The organism is Glycomyces terrestris (genome assembly GCF_003933745.1).
GTDB classification, from domain to species: Bacteria; Actinomycetota; Actinomycetes; order Mycobacteriales; family Micromonosporaceae; genus Glycomyces; species Glycomyces terrestris.
In genome coordinates, this window is record NZ_RSEB01000005.1 from 464,320 (window position 1) to 483,286 (window position 18,967).

Consider the following 18,967-nt stretch of genomic DNA (forward strand, 5'->3'; position numbering starts at 1 on the left):
CTAGGCGGACCCGGCGGGCAGGAGCGGGGCGAGCCGCGCCTCGGCGGCGGCGAGGTCGATGCCCTGCTCGGCGAGCCACTCGTCGTTGAAGTAGGTGGTGGCGTAGCGCTGGCCCGAGTCGCACAGGAGGGTGACGACGCTGCCGCCGCGCCCGGCGTCGCGCATCTCGGCGATGAGGGCGAGGGCGGCGACCAGGTTCGTGCCGGTGGAGCCGCCGAGGGGCCGCCCGAGCCGCTGCGAGGCCCAGCGCAGGCACGCGATCGACTCGGCGTCGTCCACTTTGACCATCCGGTCGACGAGGCCGGGGATGAAGGAGGGCTCCACGCGCGGCCGCCCGATGCCCTCGATGCGCGAGCCGCGGGCGCTCACCGCCTCCGGGTCGCCGTCGCGCCAGCCGGCGAAGAACGCCGAGTGCTCGGGGTCGACGACGCACAGGTGCGTGGCGTGGCGGCGGTAGCGCACGTAGCGGCCGATGGTGGCCGAGGTGCCGCCGGTGCCGGCGCCGACCACGATCCAGGCCGGAACGGGGTGGCGCTCCAGGCGCATCTGCTCGAACACGGACTCGGCGATGTTGTTGTTCCCGCGCCAGTCGGTGGCCCGCTCGGCGTAGGTGAACTGGTCCATGAAGTGGCCGCCGGTCTCGGCGGCGAGGCGCTCGGCCTCCGCGCAGACGGCGGCGGCGTCGCGCACCAGGTGGGCCTTGCCGCCGTAGAACTCGATCTGGCGGATCTTGGCGCGGCTGGTGGACTCGGGCATGACGGCGGTGAACGGCAGGCCGAGCATCCGCGCGAAGTACGCCTCGCTCACGGCGGTCGAGCCGCTGGACGCCTCGATGACGGGGGTGCCCTCGTCGATCCAGCCGTTGCAGATCGCGTACAGGAACAGCGAGCGGGCGAGGCGGTGCTTGAGCGAGCCGGTCGGGTGGGCCGACTCGTCCTTCAGGTAGAGGTCCACGCCCCATTCGGGCGGGAGGGGGAAGGGCAGCAGGTGGGTGTCGGCCGAGCGGTTCGCGTCGGCCTCCACAGTGGTGATCGCCCAGTCGGTCCAGCCGCGGTCGCGGGTGCGGTCAATCGACTCCATGGTCGTCCCCGTCCATGGGGATCGGCTGCTGCCGGTCCTCCCATTTGGTCGAGAGGGTGATGGTGGTGCGGGTCTGGGCGACGCCGGGGATCGCGCCGACGCGGTGGATCAGGCGTTCGAGGTCGGCCATCTTGGGGACGCGGACCTTGAGCTGGTAGCACTCGACGCCGGCGAGGAAATAGCACGACTCGATCTGCGGAATGGCGCGGAGGCGTTCGCAGATGTCCTGGTGGTCCGCCGAATTGTCGGGAATGATGCCGATGAGGGCGGTGATGCCGAGCCCGATCGCCTCGGAGTCGATGACCGCCTTGTAGCCGGCGATGACGCCGTTGCGCTCGAGTTTGACCACCCGGTCCTGCACCGAAGGCGCGGTGAGACCGACCCTGCGCGCCAGTTCGGCGTAGGAGGTGCGCCCGTCGGCGCGCAGCAGGTTCACGATGGTCCGGTCGATCTCGTCCACTAGACGAGGATAACGGGAGTTACCGCTTGGGTCCTGTGCCTACCTCATCCCCGCAAACTCCTAGAGCGCCGGAATCAGCTCAGAGCGCCGTTGACATACGCGTGGTACGTTCAGGCAATACCTACCGACCGAAAGTATGTCCAAGAACTCATGGCAGGTTTGACTGAATAGTGGTGTAATGGGTTTAACGCACGAAGTGAGTCTTCATCACGGGGAGGAAGAAATCATGGAGACCGAGGACCGCCTACTCACACCTGGCGAAGTGGCCTCGCTGTTCCGCGTCGATCCGAAGACGGTGACGCGCTGGGCCGCGGCCGGCCGGATCGGGAGCATTCGCACGCCGGGCGGTCACCGTCGGTTCCGCGAGTCCGAGGTCCGGGCCCTGCTCGAAGGGGACGCCGGAGCCCAGGCCACGTTCGAATCCGGGAACGCACCGTCGTAGCGGCCACCGCCGCCGACCGCATCATCCGCCTGGCACGAGCCGGTCCAGCGCAGCGCACCACGGCCTTCGGGCCGCGGGAGGACGCGCGCACGGACCGGCTTTTCGCTTGCCCGGGAATTCCATCCTTGGCATTTACGAAGATCAATTCCACTTCGGAGTGGATTTGTTCCATTTAGGGCAATTACCCACTCTTCGAAGTCGGATCGACACCGTGAGTCGCCATCAATGCCGCAAATCTATTTTTCCGGATGATCCGGTCGCAGGACCACTGCCGCCACCCCCGTACCCGGCGCCGAAAGTTCTCCGCCCCGATCCTTCCGATGGACGCGGGAGCGTTTTCACTGTTTCAAGCGCTTGCCGCGCGGCCAGTCGCCCGTGAAAGCGGTGGCCTGAGAGGCTCCATGCAGGAAATATCCTGGCGGACCTCTTGACAGTCCATCTATATATCGGAGATTATCAATGCACATCTTGGGAGCGCTTCCCTTGATGGACACCCGTTCCGGGCTGCATTCGGGCGGCCCATCGACTCCGAAGGACATCGAACAATGCAAGTACCTCGAAGACGAAGGAGACTGGCCATCGCGGGCCTCGCGGTAGCCGCGCTCGCCGCCACCGGGCTGACCTTCGCTTCGGCGAACCAGGCACTCGCCGAAGAAGGCTGCAAGGTCGACTACAAGGTCGTCAGCAGCTGGGGCTCAGGCTTCCAGGCCAACGTCACCATCACCGCTCAGGAGCCGATCAACGGCTGGGAGCTCAAGTGGAACTTCCCCACCGGGACCACCGTCACCAGCGCGTGGAACGTGAGCTACACCCAGAGCGGCACCGCCTTCACCGGCAAGGACGTCGGCTGGAACGCCTCGATCGGCTCCGGTCAGAGCCGCGAGGTCTTCGGCTTCATCGGCTCCGGCTCCTCGACCGCCCCCGCCCAGTTCACCGTCAACGGCGACGTCTGCAACGGGGTCACCCAGCCGCCCACCAGCGAGCCTCCGACCAGTGAGGACCCGGGCGGGCCCGGCGACAAGGCCGACAACCCCTACGCCGGCGCGCAGGTCTACGTCAACCCGATCTGGTCCGCGAACGCCGCGGCCGAGCCGGGCGGCGACGCGATCGCCGACCAGCCCACGGGCGTGTGGCTCGACCGCACCTCGGCGATCTACGGCAACGGCTCCCCGACGACCGGCTCCATGGGCCTCGAGGACCACCTCGACGAGGCGCTCGCGCAGGGCGCGGACGTCATCCAGGTCGTCATCTACAACCTGCCCGGCCGCGACTGCGCCGCGCTGGCGTCGAACGGCGAGCTCGCCGCCGACGAGATCGACGAGTACAAGAACGACTACATCGACCCGATCGTCGACATCATGGGCCAGTCCAAGTACGCGGACCTCAAGATCGTCAACGTCATCGAGATCGACTCGCTGCCGAACCTGGTCACCAACGTGTCGCCCCGCGCCACCGCGACGGACAACTGCAACACGATGAAGGCCAACGGCAACTACATCGACGGCATCTCGTACGCGACGGCCGAGCTCGGCGCCCTGCCGAACACGTACAACTACCTCGACGCCGGCCACCACGGCTGGATCGGGTGGACGAACGACGACCCGCAGTACGACAACTTCCACGCTTCGGCGGAGCTGTGGGGCTCGCTCATCGGCGAGAACGGCATGACCGCCGACGACGTCCACGGCTTCATCACGAACACCGCGAACTACTCGGTGCTCGAGGAGCCCTACTGGGAGGTCGACCAGGTCGTGGGCGGCCGGCCGATCAACCAGAACGGCGACGTGAAGTGGGTCGACTGGAACTCCTACAACGGTGAGATCGACTTCGCCACGGCGTTGCGCCAGGAGCTGATCGACAACGGGTTCAACAGCGACATCGGCATGCTGATCGACACCAGCCGCAACGGCTGGGGCGGCGACTACCGCCCGACCGGCCCGTCGACCTCGACGAACCCGATCGAGTTCGTGGACGAGTCCAGGCTCGACCAGCGCTACAACAAGGGCAACTGGTGCAACCAGGCCGGCGCGGGCCTCGGCGAGCGGCCGCAGGCCAACCCCGAGCCGGGCATCGACGCCTACGTCTGGATCAAGCCCCCGGGCGAGTCCGACGGCGCGTCGGAGGAGATCCCGAACAACGAGGGCAAGGGCTTCGACGAGATGTGCGACCCCGACTACCAGGGCAACATCCGCAACGGGAACAACCCCTCCGGGGCCCGCGACGACATGCCCCTGTCGGGCCACTGGTCCTCGGAGCAGTTCGCCGAACTCCTGGCGAACGCCTACCCGCCGCTGAACTAGCCGCCTGAGTCGGGCCCGGCGCTTCCGGGAGGCGGAACGCCGGGCCCCCATCCGACCAGATCCTCGGTTCCTTCCGGAGACCGGGCCCCGCGGGACGGCGGGGCCCGGTCGCACCACATGCGACGCGCGGCAGGGCCCCGGTCGATTCGACCGGGGCCCTGCCGCGCGCGTCAGGGGTTGCGGGTCTCGCAGAGCGGGCCGCCGAGGCCGCGCAGAAGGTTGTCGACGAAGCGCTCGACGGTGTCCTCGGCCTGGAGGTGCGCGTAGTGCCCGTAGACGAAGATCGTCAGGAGCGGGCTGATGAACATCGCGACGGCCAGGTCGAGGTCGAGGTCGGGGGCGACCTCGCCGCGGTCGGCCCAGTGCGCGAAGGTGTCGCGCACGAACCGCCGGCGCCGCTCCACGAGCCGCTCGTGGTGCCGCTGGTACTCGGGGTCGTCCTGGACGAGCGACATCATGCACTTGACGACCTTCGTGTCGCGCGGACCGTGGGTGCGGCGCATGGTGTTCCCGAGGTGGACGAGGTCGTCGCGCAGCGAGGTGCGCGGCATCGTCTCCGGGAGCGGGGCCTTGATGCTCTCGAAGGCCGCGGCGATGAGCTCCTCCTTGGAGGACCAGCGCCGGTAGATGGTGGCCTTCGAGACGCCCGAGAGCTCCGCGATGCCCTCGACGCTGACGTCGGCGACCGTCCCGTGCTCCGCGATGAGGTCCAGCGCCGCCTCCAGGATGGAGTGGCTCACCGCCTCGCTGCGGGGCCGCCCCTTGGCGGGGACCGCCGCGGGCGCCGTGGCGCGGGGGTGTGCTGTGGCATCGCGGAGCTCGGGTCGCATGGGTCGATTGTCCCTCAGACCTCGGCCAGGGCGGGTTCGGCCGCCTCGGGCTCGGCGCCGGCGTCCTCGCGGCGCTGCCGCCCGGGGAAGAACAGCGCGATGATGACCAGTCCGGCGACGCCGACCGCGATCGCGGCGAACGCGGTGGTGTGCAGGGCGTTGATGAACGCGTCGTTCGCCGCCTGGCTGATCTGCGCGGCGGCCTCGGGCGTGATCAGTCCGCTCTGGACGCCGGTCTCGAGCGCGCCGTAGGTCGCGGAGTAGGACTCCTGCGCGGCCGCGGGCAGGTCGGGGGCGGTGTCGGCGATGTGGCCCTGGTAGGACTGGGCCATGATCGTGCCGAGCACGGCCACGCCGAGCGCGCCGCCGACCTGGCGGAGGGTGTTGGCGAGCGCCGAGCCGACGCCGGCCTTCTCGCGGGGCACCGAGGACATGAGCGTGTTCATCGCGGGCGGCATGAGGTTGGCCATGCCGGCGCCGGTGATGAAGAACAGGGCGATGACGACCCAGACCGAGGTGTCGGCCTCGTAGACGAACGCCGTGACCGCGAAGTTGGTGATGACCAGGAGCATCGCGACGATGCCGACGGCCTTGGCGCCGAAGCGGTTGACGAGCGTGTTCGAGAGCGGCGCGAAGACGAGCATCGAGGCGCCGAACGGCAGGAACAGCAGGCCGGTCTCGAGCGGCGAGTACGCCTTCAGGATCTGGAGGTAGAAGGTCATGAAGAACATCAGGCCCATCATCCCGAAGAAGGTGAGCGTGATGATGGCCGAGGACGCCGAGAAGCGGGTGCTCTTGAACAGCTTCATGTCGAGCGAGGCGTGCGGGATGCGCCGCTCCCACAGGACGAAGGCGGCCAGGACGACCACGCCGAGGGCGATGGTCCCCCAGACCTCGACGCCGGTCCAGGAGCCGGCGTCGCCGGCCTCGATGATGCCGTAGGTGAGGCTGACGAGGCCGATCATGGACAGGGCCATGCCGACGAGGTCGGCCTTGGCCTGGCTGCCCTTGGACTCGGGCGCGAGGATCGTGATGGCGACGAGGCCGAAGAGGACGATCGGCACGTTGATGAGGAAGACCGAGCCCCACCAGAAGTGGTCGAGGAGGGCGCCGCCGACGATCGGGCCGATGGCGCCGCCGATGCCGACCGCGCCGGTCCAGATGCCGAGGGCCTTCGGGAACTCCTTGGCGGAGAAGACGTTGCGCAGGAGCGACAGCGTGGAGGGCATCATGATCGCGGCGCCGGCACCCATGAGGGCGCGGTACCAGATGAGCTGGTCGGGGGTGGTCGAGTAGGCCGACAGCAGCGAGGCGGCGCCGAAGACGACGAGGCCCGCCAGGAGCATGCGCTTGCGGCCGATGCGGTCGCCGATGATGCCGGCGGCGAAGAGCAGGCCCGCGAACACGAGCGTGTAGGAGTTGATCATCCAGGCGAGGTCGCTCTGGCTCGCGCCGACGCCCTGCTCGGGGTCGGCGAGGGTCTTCATGGCGACGTTCAGGACGGTGTTGTCGAGGACGACCACGATGAGGCTGAGGACCAGCACGCCGAGGATGGCCCACCGGCGCGGGTGTCCTTGCTCTGCTGCCTCGGTCCCGGGGACCGGTTCGGAACGGGTTTCGCTCACAGGGTTTCCATTCTGCGCTGGCACCTGCGGAGGTGCCGGACTTGGCCGCGGCGCCGATACCGCGGACGGGATCTTGCGGGTGTCGTCGTGATGACGTGCCGCGGGCGGGATATGTGACGGCCCGGGCGCGGCTGCCGCTCGCCGGGAGCGCGCGGGCTCCGCGGGGCGGCGTGGTGTTGCGTACGACTCTACGCCTTTCCGAAACGATACGGTACCGTATCGTTGAACAGATCACAGGAAGCCTAGCGCGGGGGTGTGACAGGGGGCGGGCCGGCCGCCGTGCGGACCGGGAGCGAAGGGCCGTGTTCACTCCGCAGCCGCCTCGCCGGGCGGTCCCGGCCCCGGGTGGTTGAATGGGTTTCGTGGCACCCAAGTTCCCGTACGACGACCTCCAGTCGTTCCTGGCCGCCCTCGAAGCCGACGGCGACCTCAAGCGGATCTCCGCCGAGGTGGACCCCCACCTGGAGATCTCCGAGATCACGCAGCGGGTGATCCGCGAGGGCGGGCCCGCGCTCCTGTTCGAGCGCCCCGCGGGCAGCGACATCCCGCTCGCGATCAACCTGTTCGGGACCACGAGCCGCACGGCGAGGGCCCTCGGCGTGGGCGACCTCGACGAGATCGGGCAGCGCATCGGCGAGCTCGCCAAGCCCGAGCTCCCCGTCGGCTGGGCCGGCATCCGCGACGGCCTCGGCAAGCTCATGCAGCTGAAGTCCGTGCCGCCCAAGCGGATCAAGAAGGCCCCCTGCCAGGAGGTGGTCTTCACCGGCGACGACGTCGACCTGAACATGCTCCCGGGCCTCCAGGTGTGGCCCGGCGACGGCGGCGTCTTCCACAACTTCGGGCTCACCCACACCAAGCACCCCGAGACCGGCAAGCGGAACGTCGGCCTCTACCGGCTCCAGCAGCACGACGAGCGCTCGATCGGCCTGCACTGGCAGATCCACAAGAACTCCACGGGCCACTACGCCGAGGCCGAGCGCCGCGGCGAGCGGCTGCCGGTCGCGGTCGCGATCGGCCCCGACCCGGTGATGGCGTACGCGGCCACCGCGCCGCTGCCGCCGGACATCGACGAGTACCTGTTCGCGGGCTTCCTGCGCGGCGAGCGGGTCGAGATGGTCGACTGCCTGACGGTGCCGCTCCAGGTGCCCGCGAACTCGCAGATCGTCCTCGAGGGCTGGGCCGAGCCCGGCGAGCGCCTCCCCGAGGGGCCCTTCGGGGACCACACCGGGTTCTACACCCCGGTGGAGCCGTTCCCGGTGATGCGCGTCGAGGCGATGACCATGCGCCAGAACCCGATCTACCACACCATCATCACCTCGGCCCCGCCCCAGGAGGACCACGGCCTCGGCAAGGCGACCGAGCGGATCTTCCTGCCGCTGGTCAAGATCATGATCCCCGAGATCGTGGACTACGACATGCCGGCCGAGGGCGTCTTCCACAACTGCGTGATCGTCTCGATCGACAAGAAGTTCCCGAAGCAGGCGCAGAAGGTCATGAGCGCGATCTGGGGCCTCCAGATGATGAGCCTGACGAAGCTCATCGTGGTCGTCGACGCCGACTGCGACGTGCACGACTACCGCGAGGTGGCCTGGCGGGCGCTCGGGAACGTCGACTACTCGCGGGACCTGCTGCTCACCGAGGGCCCGGTCGACCACCTCGACCACGCCTCGTACCACCAGTTCTGGGGCGGCAAGGCCGGCATCGACGCGACCGCGAAGTGGCCCGAGGAGGGCTACACGCGCGGCTGGCCCGAGGCCATGCGCATGAGCGCCTCCGTGAAGGCCACCGTGGACCGGCGCTGGAAGGAGTACGGCCTTGACTGACACCCTCCCGAGGTCCAATCCCGTCAAGGACTTCCTGAAGCTCGTCGCCTTCGAGCACTCGGTGTTCGCGCTGCCGTTCGCGTACCTCTCGACGCTCACGGTCATGGCCCTGGAGGACGCGTTCAGCTGGACCGTGCTGGTCCTGGTCACGCTCGCGATGGTCGGGGCCCGCACGCTCGCCATGGCCGCCAACCGGATCATCGACCGGGGGATCGACGCGAGGAACCCGCGCACCGCCCAGCGCGAGCTGGTGACGGGGAAGGTCTCGCTGCGGACGGCGTACGCCGGCTGCGCGGTGAGCCTCGCCGTGCTCCTCGCCTCGGCGTTCCTGCTCAACCCGCTCTGCTTCTATCTGAGCCCCCTGGCGGTCGCGCCGCTGGTCGTCTACCCGTACGCGAAGCGCTTCACGGACTACCCGCACGCGGTCCTGGGCCTGGCGCAGATGGTCGCGCCGGTGGGCGCGTGGCTGGCGGTGACCGGGACGTTCGCGGGCTCGGGCCCGGCGATCGTCCTCGGTGCGGCCGTGGGCCTGTGGATCGGCGGGTTCGACCTCATCTACGCGTGCCAGGACGCCGAGGTCGACCGCGAGATCGGCGTGCGCTCCACACCGGCGCGCTGGGGCGTGGCGGCCGCGCTGCACGCCTCCTCGGCCACCCACGTGGCCGCCGTCGGGCTGTTCGCGTGGTTCGGGCTGCTCACCGGGTTCGGGCTCCTGTACTGGATCGGCCTGGGCCTGGTGGCGGTGGCGCTGGTGTACGAGCACGCGATCGTGCGGCCCGGCGACCTGTCGAAGGTCAACCGGGCCTTCTTCACCGCGAACGGGTTCGTGGCGGTGGCGCTGTTCGCGTTCGCGCTCGGGGACCTGCTGCTGCGCTAGGCCGCGCCGCCGGCGTGGGCGAGCGCCGAGGGGGTGAGCCGGCCGTTGATGGCGGGCGCCTCGCGGACGAGCGCGTCGTCCTCGGCGGCGGCGACCATGAACAGGGCGAAGTCGGTGCGGCGGGTCAGGTTGCTCTCCAGGACCGGGTCGCCGACGTGGCGGCTCCACACCGGCAGGCCCTGGCTGGGGCCCTCTTCGAGGTCGCTGCCGCGCACGAGGGTCCAGCGGGTGTCGCTGCGGAAGATGAGGTCGGCGGCGCGGTACTGGTCGTCGAGGTCGATGAGGCGGGTGATCCGCATGAACCTGGCGAAGTGCACGGCGGCCCGGAGGCCGCGCGAGTACCTGTCGAGGCCGTCGCGGGTGATGTGCCAGCCGCAGGAGAAGATCAGGCGCGCATCGGGTTCCGCGAAGTCGATCACGGCCTTGGCGGTGCCCGAGGAGTAGTCGTTCACGCCCCAGGGGACGAGCACGGTGAGGACGGCGTCGCAGCCCTCGACGGCGCGGGCGACGACGTCGCGGTCGTTGGTGAAGCCGGGGTGGATCGTGATGCGGTCGGCGTAGTCGTCGAGCTTGCGGACGCTCTTCTCGCGGCAGACGCCGACGACCTCGTAGCCGCGGTCGAGGGCGTGCCGGACCATGTGGCGCCCCAGTTTGCCGGAGGCGCCGACGATGCAGATGCGCTTGCCGGCGCCGGTCTGCGGGATGAATTCCATGAGGTGCTCCTCGGTCGAAGGGTGCTTGCTCCTTTACACTGTACAGGAAAACTGTACGGTGTAAAGTACAGTCGGCCGACGACCGGATGAACAGGAGCCGACGTGAGCGACGAACCCGCGACCCCGTCCGCCCGGGGCACGCTCAGCCGCGAGAAGGTGCTGCGCGCGGCGGTGGCGATGGCCGACGAGGCCGGCGGCGCGGTGCCGAGCACCCGCAAGCTCGCCGAGCGGCTCGGCGTGCGGGCGATGGCGCTCTACCACCACTTCAAGAACAAGGACGAGCTCCTCGACGGCATGGTCGACCTGGTGTTCGCGGAGGTGGCGCTGCCGGAGCCGGGCGAGGGCTGGCGGGAGGGGATGCGGCGCCGCGCCGACTCGATGCGCGCGGCCCTGGGCCGGCACCCGTGGGCGGTCGGGCTCATGGACTCGCGGGTGCACCCCGGCGCGGCGACGCTGCGCCACCACGACGCGGTCATCGGCTGCCTGCGCGCGGACGGCTTCACCATCGCCGGTGCGGCCCATGCGTTCTCGCTGCTCGACTCCTACATCTACGGGTTCGCGATCCAGGAGGCGGCGCTGCCGTTCGACTCCTCCGGCGGGGACGACATGGAGGCGGTCGCCGCGGGCGTCATGGCGCAGGCCGCGGGCCGGTTCCCGCACCTGACCGAGATGGCGGTCGAGCACGCGATGCGGCCGGGCTACGCGTACGGCGAGGAGTTCGCGATCGGCCTCGACCTCATCCTCGACGGCATGGAGCGCCGCCGCGCCGACTGGTGACTACCAGCCGGTGGCCTCGCGCACGAGGTCGCCGACGTACGGCGCGAGCGTCGCCGAGTACGTGGCCGTCAGGTGCGAGTGGTCGCGGAAGGTGAGGACGTTCCCGATGACGGCCGGGCAGGTGCCCTCGGGGCACACGTAGTCGACGAGGTCCCCGAAGGTCACGTTCGCGGGCAGGTCGGCGTACTCGCCGGTGGGGTCCTCGGGCGCGCGGGTGAGGCTCACCGGCGTGGCGCACTCCTCGACCGTCCGCTGCTCGAGGCATTCGGGCAGCGGCTCGGCCAGGCGCGGCAGGTCGCGCAGCGCGAGGACCTCCACGCCCCACTCGTCGAGGGTCCGCCACCGGTCGGCGAACCCCGGGTAGGTGCCGTCGCCGCCCTCGAACGCCCGGGTCGAGAGCGTCACGACCAGGTCGGGGCGCAGCTCCACGAGCACGCCGAGGACCTGCTCGTTCCACTCGACGCAGGACGCGGCCTCCTCGGCGTCGTCGTTGCGGGGCGCCTCGGTCGAGAACTGGCAGCCGGACTTGGTGATCGACACGACCTGCCAGCCGGACTCGAGCGCGGCCTCGTGGAACGCCGGGAACCAGTGCGCGATGCGCGAGCCGCCGACGAGCGCGATCGTGTGCTCGGCGCCCGGGTCGCCGTACGCGCACGGCGTCGCCTCGCTCCCGGCCAGGCCCGCGTCGCAGCCGTCGGCGTAGATCACCGGCATGTCCTGGACGTTGTCGAGCGGCGGGATGAACGGCGCCTCCTCCAGGGACGCCGCGAGCGCCGGGTCGGACAGGACCGCCGCGCCCGGGTACGTCTCCCGGTCGGCGGCCAGCTCGGCGAGCGCGGCGCCCGCGTTCGCGTTGCGCTGCAAGTAGACGTGCTGCGCGGCGAGGGTCACCGCGAGCAGCGGGACCGCGAACGCCGCGGCGGCGGCCAGCGACCAGCGGCGGCCGGGCCGGCGCTTCGCGAACGCGCTCACGCCGCCCTCCACGGCCCACGTGGTGACCGCGGCGAGGACGAGCGCGGCCCCGAGGACGGCGGCCCCGCCCGCGAGCGTCGCCGTCTCGCGCCCGGTGCGGTGCAGGTAGACCACGAGGATCGGCCAGTGCCACAGGTACAGGGCGTACGACCACGCGCCGAGCCGCACCACCGGCTTCCAGGTGAGCAGCCGGTCGGCGGCGTACGGCAGCCCCGTCGTCCCGGCGAGGATCACGCACGCCGCCGCGCCGACCGGCCACAGCGCGATCGCGCCCGGGAACAGCGTCGACACCTCCAGCAGCGCACCGCAGGAGAGGAGGGCCGCGAGCCCGAACCAGCCGAGCGGCACCCGCAGTCCGACCGGCAGGCGCAGGTACGGGAGCGCGAGCGCGAACATGCCGCCGAACGCGAGCTCCCACAGCCGCGCGCCGGTGTCGAAGTACGCCCACGCCTGCCGGGTGTCCGTCGTGACCACCGAGTACGTGAGCGACACGGCGAACACCATGGCGCACAGCAGGAACACGGCCTCGCGCAGCCGCACGCCCCGCGTGCGCGCCAGCAGCGCCGCGACCGCGACCAGGACCAGCCACGCCAGGTAGAACTGGCCCTGGATCGACAGGGACCAGAAGTGCTGGAGCGGGCTCGGCGCGCCGTCGCGGGCGAGGTAGTCGACGGCCTTCGCCGCCAGCGCCCAGTTCTCGTAGTACAGCAGCGAGGCGGCGGTCTCGTCGAACACCGCGGGCCAGCGCGACCTCGGCAGCCACAGGTACGCGGCGGCGAGCGTCCCGGCCATGACCACGGCGGCCGTCGGCACGAGCCGGCGGGCGAGCCGCGGCAGGAAGTGCGTCGCGCGCACCCCGCCGGTGCGCTCCACCGACCGCGTCAGGGACGCGGTGATGAAGAAGCCGGTCAGGAACAGGAAGACGTCGACGCCGCCGGAGACCCGGTTGAACCAGATGTGGTAGACGGCGACGAGGAGGACCGCGACGGCCCGCAGGCCCTCGACCTCGGGTCGGAACCCGGCGTCGGGGCGGGCGGGCGCGGCGGCGCGGACTGGGGCGCGTGCGGTGGTGGTGGTCGCGGACATCGTCACATCAATGAGGAGGGTCGGGCGGTATCCCGGGAGCGTAGAAGCGCCCCGCGACCCCGCGGGGAAGCGGAGGGGCCCGGGAGGTGTCGGCGCGGTGAACCGCCGGTGAACCGCACCCGGGGCGCGGTGGGGCTGGGGCGCACGGGGCCCCGGGGGCGCGCCGGACGCCGGCCGCCCCGCCGGCGACCGTTTCCCCTGGATCGACACGGCCCCGGGTCTGGACTTTCGCAGGCCGCGTGGTCCAAGATGGGGCCATGTGGCCCCGATCGACCGATCCCCTCCCTCCGGGGAGGATCCAGTGCATCCGCTGATCGGGTACCTGATCGCCGTGGGGCTCTTCGCGATCGGCCTCTACGGGGTCCTCACGCGCCGCAACGCGGTCCTCCAGCTCGCCGCCGCCGAGCTCATGCTCGGCGGCGTCCACCTCGTCCTCGTCACCACCGACCTCGTCGCCGGCCTGCGCACCGGGCAGAGCTTCGCGCTGTTCATCGTGGTCGTCGCCGCCGCGGAGGTCGGCGTCGGCCTCGCCCTGGTGCTCAACCTGTGGCGCGAGCGCGCCTCCATCGACACCGACGCACTGCCCGAAGAGGACGACGCCGGCGCGGAGGCGCGCCGGTGACCGCCGCTTGGATCCTCATCGCCGCCCCGGCCGCCGCCGGGCTCGCCGGGCTCCTGGTGCGCCGCCGCGCGGCCGCCGCCTGGCTCGGGTACGCGGGCCCCGCGGCCGCGCTCGCGTGCGCGGTCGCCGCCGCCACCGCGAACCCGCGCACCGCGGTCGTGCTCGCCGACTTCGGGACCGTGCGCGTCTGGGCCGCCCTCGACCTCGCCCCCGGCGCGTGCGCCGTCGCGGTCGCCGCCGCGGCCGTGTCGCTCCTGGTGCAGCTGTACTCGGCCGCGTACCTGCGCGACGACCCGCGCTACGCGCCGTTCGCGGCCCAGGTCAACCTGTTCTGCGCCGCGATGCTCCTGGTCGTGGCCGCCGACGACCTCGTGCTCCTCCTCATCGGCTGGGAGGTCATGGGCGCCTGCTCGTACCTCCTCATCGCCCACTACGCGACGCTGCCGCAGGCGCCGGGCGCGGCCGCGAAGGCGTTCCTGGTGACGCGCTTCGGGGACGTGGCGTTCGTCCTCGGCGTCATGGTCCTCGGGACCGCGGCCGGGACGTTCCGCATCAGCGCCCTGACGGCCGTGCCCGAGGGCGCGGCGGCCGCCGCGATGCTCCTGATCCTGTTCGGCTGCATCGGGAAGTCGGCGCAGTTCCCGCTCCAGATCTGGCTGCCCCCGGCGATGGCCGGCCCGACCCCGGTGAGCGCGCTCATCCACGCGGCCACCATGGTCGCCGCGGGCGCGTACGTGCTCACCCGGCTGCTGCCGGTGTGGCCGCCCGGGCTGCTCCTGGTGGTCGCGGTCGTGGCGGCGGTGACGATGGTCGGCGCGGGCCTGTGCGCGCTCGCGGCGCGCGACGTCAAGGGCGTGCTCGCGTGGTCGACGGTGAGCCAGGTCGGGTTCATGTTCGCGGCCGTCGCGGTCGCGGCCGGGGACTCGGCGCTGTTCCACCTCGTGTCGCACGCGGCGTTCAAGGGCCTGCTGTTCCTGACGGCGGGCGTGGTGATCGCGCTGGCGGGCACGGACGGGTCGCTGGCGCGGACGCGGCTGCGGCCGGGCGATTCGCGGCTGGTGTTCTGGGCCATGACGATCGGGCTCGCGGCGATGGCGGGCCTGCCGCCGCTGGGCGGGTTCTACTCGAAGGAGGCGGTGCTGGGCGCGGCCTACGAGGCGGCGACGCCGGCGGGCGTGGTCGTGTTCTGGGCGGGCACCGGGGCGAGCATCCTGACGGCGGCGTACGCGGCGCGGCTGTGGCTGCTGCTGTTCTGGCGCGGCGGGAGCGGCGAGGCCCGGCCGGCGGTGCCGCGCGCGGAGTCGTTCAGCCTGTGGGCGTTGACGGTCGCGACGGTCGCGGTCGGGGCGCTGTACTACGCGGGGCCGTTCGAGGTGCCGGTGCTGCACCTGGACTTGATGGCGCTGCTGCTGCTGGCGACGCTCGGCGGGTTCGCGATCACGGGCGACTCGTGGTGGCGCGACCGGCCGGGGCGGCGCACGGGCGAGCCGGTCGGGGACCGCGACCCGGCGCGGGTCCTGGGGCGGGCGCGCGAGGCGTTCGCGGAGGGCCTGTACGCGGAGCGGTTGGCGGCCAAGGCGACCGTGGGGCTCGCCGCGGCGGCGAGCGCGGCGGCGACGGCGCTCGACGTGCGGCTCGTGGACCGGACGGCCGTGGAGGGCTCGGCGCGGGCGGCCCTCGCGGCGGCCGACGGCACGGCGGCCGGCCACCGGGGCGGCCTGGTCCGGTACCTGCGCCTGAGCGCGGCCGGCACGCTCGTGGTGGCGGTGGTCGCGATCGGGGTGGGCCTGTGGACGTGATGCTGGTGCTCGCGGTGGCGCTGCCGGCGGTCGGGGCGCTCGCCGTGTGGGGGCTGCGGCGGCGGCCGGAGGCGCACTGGATCGGGGCGGGCGCGGCCGGTTTCGGGTTCGCGGCGGTGGCGCTGCTGCCGGTGGGCCGCGGCAGCGGGGCGTGGTTCGCCGCGGACGGCGAGCTGACCGGTGGCTGGTGGCACCAGGTCGCGATCGACTGGGCGCCTTCGCTGCACCTCGAGTTCTCGCTCGCGGTCGACGGCATCTCCTGGACCCTGGCCCTCCTCACCGCCCTACTCGGGGTCCTGTGCTGCGTGCACAACGCGATCGGCGCGGAGCGCCGCGCGGCCGACCTCCTCGGCGCCGACCGGTCCGCTTCAGCTCCCCTTCAGGTCCCCGCCGGTACCTTCGAAACTGGGGGCCCACCCCAGGGCCCGGACCGGGTCCTCGGGCTGCGCACCGGCGACCGCGCTTCAGCTCCCCTTCAGGAACCCCCGGCTACCGTGGAAACCGAGGGCCCTTCCCCGGCCGCGAGCCGGGCCGGCGGCGTGCCCGCCGGGCGGGACCCCGCTTCAGGTTCCCTTCAGGAACCCCCGGGTAGCTTCGCAACCGGGGGCCCTTTCCCAGCGGCGGCGCCGGTCCACGGCGTGCCCGCCGGAGCCGCCGGGGACGGCCCCGAGTCGACCGAGTGGCACTCCCCCGTCCTCACCGCGCTGCTCCTCGCCGTGCAGGCCGCCTCCACGCTCGTGTTCCTCGCCGACAACCTCGTGCTCTTCTTCATCGCGTTCGAAGCGGTGCTCCTGCCGATGTGGGCGATCATCCACCGCTACGGCGACCCCGCCGCGCGGCGGCGGGCCGCCGCGAAGTTCGCGCTGTTCACCGTCGCCGGATCGCTCCTCATGGCGACCGGCCTGTTCGCCGCGGTCGCCGACACCGGCACCGCCGACCTCGGCGCGATCATCCTCCACGGCGGCGTGAGCGGCGACGCCTCCCTCCTCGTGTTCGCCCTCCTCGCCCTCGGCTTCGCCGTCAAGGCGCCGCTGTGGCCGCTGCACTCGTGGCTGCCGGACGCGCACACCGCCGCGCCCACCGTCGGCTCGGTCCTCCTCGCGGGCGTGCTCCTCAAACTCGGCACGTACGGCCTCATCCGCGTCGCGGGCGGCCTCGCGCCCGACGGGGCCGCCGCCGCGGCGCCCGTCCTCGCCGTCCTCGCCGCGCTCGGCATCCTCGTCGCCGGCCTGGTGTGCCTGCGCCTGCCCGAGATCAAACGGCTCATCGCGTACTCCTCGGTGGGCCACATGGGATTCGTGGTCCTCGCGTTCGCGGCCGGCACCGAGGCCGGCATCCGCGCGGCCCTGTTCGGGAACCTCGCGCACGGCCTCGTCACGCCCCTCCTGTTCTTCCTCGCCGGCGCCCTCAAGGCCCGCACCCACACCGGCAGCCTCGCCGCCCTCGGCGGGCTCCGCCTCGCCGCGCCCGCGCTCGCCGGCCTCCTCGGCTTCGCCGCCCTCGCCTCCCTCGGCCTGCCCGGCCTGGCCGGGTTCTGGGGCGAGGCGTTCACCGTGTACGCGGCGGCCGAACGCGGCGGCGCCTGGCTCGCCCTCGCCGCGGCGGCCGCGTTCGGCGCGTTCCTCGCCGCCGCCTACCTGCTGCGGATGCTCCGGCACGTCAGCCACGGCCCGGTCGCGCCCGCCGCGCTCGGCATCGGCGACGTCTCAGGCGCCGAAGCCGCCGTCTGGGCCCCGCTCGTGGCCGGGACGCTCCTCCTCGGACTCGTCCCCGGCCCGCTCCTCGACCTGTTCTCGGAGGGGCTGCTCTGATGCGCGTCCAGGCGATCGACCACGCGGCCATGCTGCCGCTCTACCTCGCGGCCGCCGCCGCGGTCACCGCCCTGTTCGCGGGCCGGTTCGCGAAGGGCGCCTGCGCGATCGGCCTCGCCGCGGCCGCGGCCGCCGCCGTCTGGGTCGGCCTCGGCCCCGACCGGGCCACGTTCGCGGTCGGCGAATGGCACTCCTACGTCGCCGACGACGCCGCCATGGGCGCGGCCGCGCTCTTCGCCGCCCTCGCCGTCCTCGTCGCGGCCCTGAGCGGGCGGCGCGGCGAGGAGTACTGGTTCCTCCTCGCGGCCTCCGCGGCCGGCGGCGTCGCGCTCGCCGGCGCCCGCGACCTCATCACGCTCATCGTCGCCCTCGAGACGCTCACGCTGCCGCTGTACGTCCTCGTGACCCGGCCCGGCCGCGACGGCGCCGAAGCCGGCGCCGTCTTCCTCATCGCGTCCGTGACGTCCTCGGCGACCGCGCTCATGGGCGCGGCGCTCCTGTACGCCGCGAGCGGCACCGTGCACCTCGGGGGCCTCGCCGCCGGGCTCGGCGGCGCGCACGCCGGCCTGACCGCCGCCGGGGCCGCCCTCCTCCTCGCCGGCCTCGCGTTCAAACTCGCGGCCGCCCCGCTCCACGCCTGGGCGCCGCTCGTGCTCGAACGCGCCCCGCTCCCGGTCGCAACCTACCTCGCCAGCGCCTCGAAGCTCGGCGGCGCCGTCGCGGTCACCTGGGTCGTCCACTTCGGCCTGTCCGGGACGGCGAGCGCGGGGGTCGTCGTCGCGGTGCTCAGCACCGCGTCGATCGCGGTCGGGAACCTCGGGGCGCTCGTGCAGCGCCGCACCGTGTCCCTGCTCGCCTGGTCGGGCATCGCCCACGCCGGGTACGCCCTCGCCCCGCTCGCGGTCATCGCGACCGCCGCCGGCCGCGACCAGGCCGGCCCCGCCGCCTCGGCCGCGTTCGCGTACGCGGTGTTCTTCGTGCTCCTCGAAGCGGGCGCCTTCGCGGCCCTCACCGCCGTCCGCCCCGACACCGAGGGCGGCCTCGCCGCCGCGACCGGTCGCCCGCTCCGCCCCGCGACCGCGAACGGCACCGCCTCCGGCACCGCAGACTTCCCCTCCGACACCGGGCTCCCCTCCGGCACCGGAGACCTCCTCGCGTCCGGGGAGCGTCGGACCCCCGGGGCAGGATTGCAGCCGGGGGGCCCACCCGAGTCCGGTTTGCAGGCAAGCGCCGGAAATGCCGCCCCACTGGACCCGCCGCGTCGGACCCCGCTGGCAGCATTGCAATCGGGGGGTCCCCGGGAGTCCGTTTTGCAGGCTGACGCCGTGAATGTCGGCCCCGGTGGGCGCATCGCCGAGCTCGCCGGGCTCTGGAAGGCCGCGCCGCTGCCGGCGGCTGTGCTCCTGTTCGCCGTCATCGGCCTGGCCGGGCTGCCGCCCGCGCTCGCCGGGACGTTCGCCAAGGTCGCGGTCCTCGAGGTGCTCGCGTCCTCCGCGGTGTGGCTGGCCGTCGTCGTCGCGGCCGGGGCCGTCGTCGGGCTCGCGTACTACCTGCCGCTCGCGCGGGTCCTCCTCGTCGGCCGCGCCGGGCGCGCGCCGCGCCGCTTCGCGGTCGCGGTGGCCCTCGCCGGGCTCGCCCTCGCCGCGGTGTCGCTCGCGCCGCAGGTCGTGCTGGACTTCACGGCGCTTTCTCGGTAAATCCCCAGCCGCCGGGGAAATACTGGCCGTAACCAGGATGTTGCTTTTCCCAC

At 72.4% G+C, this 18,967-nt stretch carries 15 protein-coding genes; 9 read left to right on the plus strand and 6 right to left on the minus strand.

Annotated features, from left to right (window positions below; translation table 11 throughout):
• Both cds1 and EIW28_RS19980 read right to left on the minus strand, forming a co-directional pair.
• On the minus strand, positions 1-1,080 hold the full coding sequence (gene cds1, locus EIW28_RS19975) for an L-cysteine desulfhydrase Cds1 (protein WP_125249458.1): 1,080 nt from the start codon (positions 1,078-1,080) through the stop codon (positions 1-3).
• The gene (locus tag EIW28_RS19980) at positions 1,067-1,540 is read right to left on the minus strand and encodes an Lrp/AsnC family transcriptional regulator (protein WP_125249459.1); all 474 of its coding nucleotides are present in this window, start codon (positions 1,538-1,540) and stop codon (positions 1,067-1,069) included. Before EIW28_RS19980 ends, cds1 begins: the two co-directional genes overlap by 14 nt.
• 226 nt (positions 1,541-1,766) lie before the next feature.
• On the opposite strand from EIW28_RS19980, the gene EIW28_RS19985 reads away from it, so the two are divergent.
• Together EIW28_RS19985 and EIW28_RS19990 are read left to right on the plus strand one after the other, a co-directional pair.
• The gene (locus EIW28_RS19985) at positions 1,767-1,982 is read left to right on the plus strand and encodes a BldC family transcriptional regulator (protein ID WP_125249460.1); all 216 of its coding nucleotides are present in this window, start codon (positions 1,767-1,769) and stop codon (positions 1,980-1,982) included.
• 545 nt (positions 1,983-2,527) lie between these two features.
• A complete protein-coding gene (locus EIW28_RS19990) occupies positions 2,528-4,282 on the plus strand; it encodes a glycoside hydrolase family 6 protein (protein ID WP_125249461.1) in 1,755 nt (584 codons plus the stop codon).
• 170 nt (positions 4,283-4,452) lie between these two features.
• On the opposite strand, the gene EIW28_RS19995 is transcribed toward EIW28_RS19990, so the two are convergent.
• Positions 4,453-5,112 (minus strand): TetR/AcrR family transcriptional regulator, encoded by a 660-nt coding sequence (locus EIW28_RS19995; RefSeq protein ID WP_125249462.1) that lies wholly within the window; start codon positions 5,110-5,112, stop codon positions 4,453-4,455.
• 14 nt (positions 5,113-5,126) lie between these two features.
• A complete protein-coding gene (locus EIW28_RS20000; RefSeq protein WP_125249463.1) occupies positions 5,127-6,737 on the minus strand; it encodes an MFS transporter in 1,611 nt (536 codons plus the stop codon).
• A gap of 353 nt (positions 6,738-7,090) precedes the next feature.
• Between EIW28_RS20000 and EIW28_RS20005 the strand changes: the two genes are divergently transcribed.
• Positions 7,091-8,560 carry a menaquinone biosynthesis decarboxylase gene (locus EIW28_RS20005; RefSeq protein ID WP_125249464.1) on the plus strand — a complete coding sequence of 490 codons (1,470 nt, stop codon included), beginning with the start codon at positions 7,091-7,093 and terminating at the stop codon, positions 8,558-8,560.
• The gene (gene mqnP, locus EIW28_RS20010; protein ID WP_125249465.1) at positions 8,553-9,437 is read left to right on the plus strand and encodes a menaquinone biosynthesis prenyltransferase MqnP; all 885 of its coding nucleotides are present in this window, start codon (positions 8,553-8,555) and stop codon (positions 9,435-9,437) included. Before EIW28_RS20005 ends, mqnP begins: the two co-directional genes overlap by 8 nt.
• Here mqnP and EIW28_RS20015 read toward each other — a convergent pair.
• Entirely contained in the window at positions 9,434-10,150 is a 717-nt protein-coding gene (locus EIW28_RS20015) for an NAD(P)-dependent oxidoreductase (protein ID WP_125249466.1), read from the minus strand. The two genes, mqnP and EIW28_RS20015, sit on opposite strands and share 4 nt — an antisense overlap.
• Before the next feature lie 102 nt (positions 10,151-10,252).
• On the opposite strand from EIW28_RS20015, the gene EIW28_RS20020 reads away from it, so the two are divergent.
• A complete protein-coding gene (locus EIW28_RS20020) occupies positions 10,253-10,927 on the plus strand; it encodes a TetR/AcrR family transcriptional regulator (protein WP_125249467.1) in 675 nt (224 codons plus the stop codon).
• Here the strand turns inward: EIW28_RS20020 and EIW28_RS20025 are convergent, their stop codons facing one another.
• Entirely contained in the window at positions 10,928-12,985 is a 2,058-nt protein-coding gene (locus tag EIW28_RS20025; protein WP_125249468.1) for an acyltransferase family protein, read from the minus strand. It lies immediately after the preceding gene.
• 301 nt (positions 12,986-13,286) lie between these two features.
• Here EIW28_RS20025 and nuoK point away from each other — a divergent pair, with 301 nt between their 5' ends.
• The 4 genes from nuoK to EIW28_RS24530 are packed head-to-tail and all read left to right on the plus strand — an operon-like array spanning position 13,287 to position 18,914.
• Positions 13,287-13,607, plus strand: a complete 321-nt coding sequence (gene nuoK, locus EIW28_RS20030; protein WP_125249469.1) for an NADH-quinone oxidoreductase subunit NuoK — start codon at positions 13,287-13,289, stop codon at positions 13,605-13,607.
• Positions 13,604-15,406, plus strand: coding sequence for an NADH-quinone oxidoreductase subunit 5 family protein (locus EIW28_RS20035; protein WP_125249470.1), 1,803 nt, complete (start codon positions 13,604-13,606; stop codon positions 15,404-15,406). The genes nuoK and EIW28_RS20035 overlap by 4 nt, the downstream gene beginning before the upstream one ends.
• A complete protein-coding gene (locus EIW28_RS20040; protein WP_187350638.1) occupies positions 15,406-17,217 on the plus strand; it encodes a complex I subunit 4 family protein in 1,812 nt (603 codons plus the stop codon). The genes EIW28_RS20035 and EIW28_RS20040 overlap by 1 nt, the downstream gene beginning before the upstream one ends.
• Complete coding sequence (locus EIW28_RS24530) at positions 17,217-18,914, plus strand: proton-conducting transporter transmembrane domain-containing protein (protein WP_125249471.1); 1,698 nt, start codon at positions 17,217-17,219, stop codon at positions 18,912-18,914. Before EIW28_RS20040 ends, EIW28_RS24530 begins: the two co-directional genes overlap by 1 nt.
• The last annotated feature ends 53 nt before the right edge of the window (positions 18,915-18,967 follow it).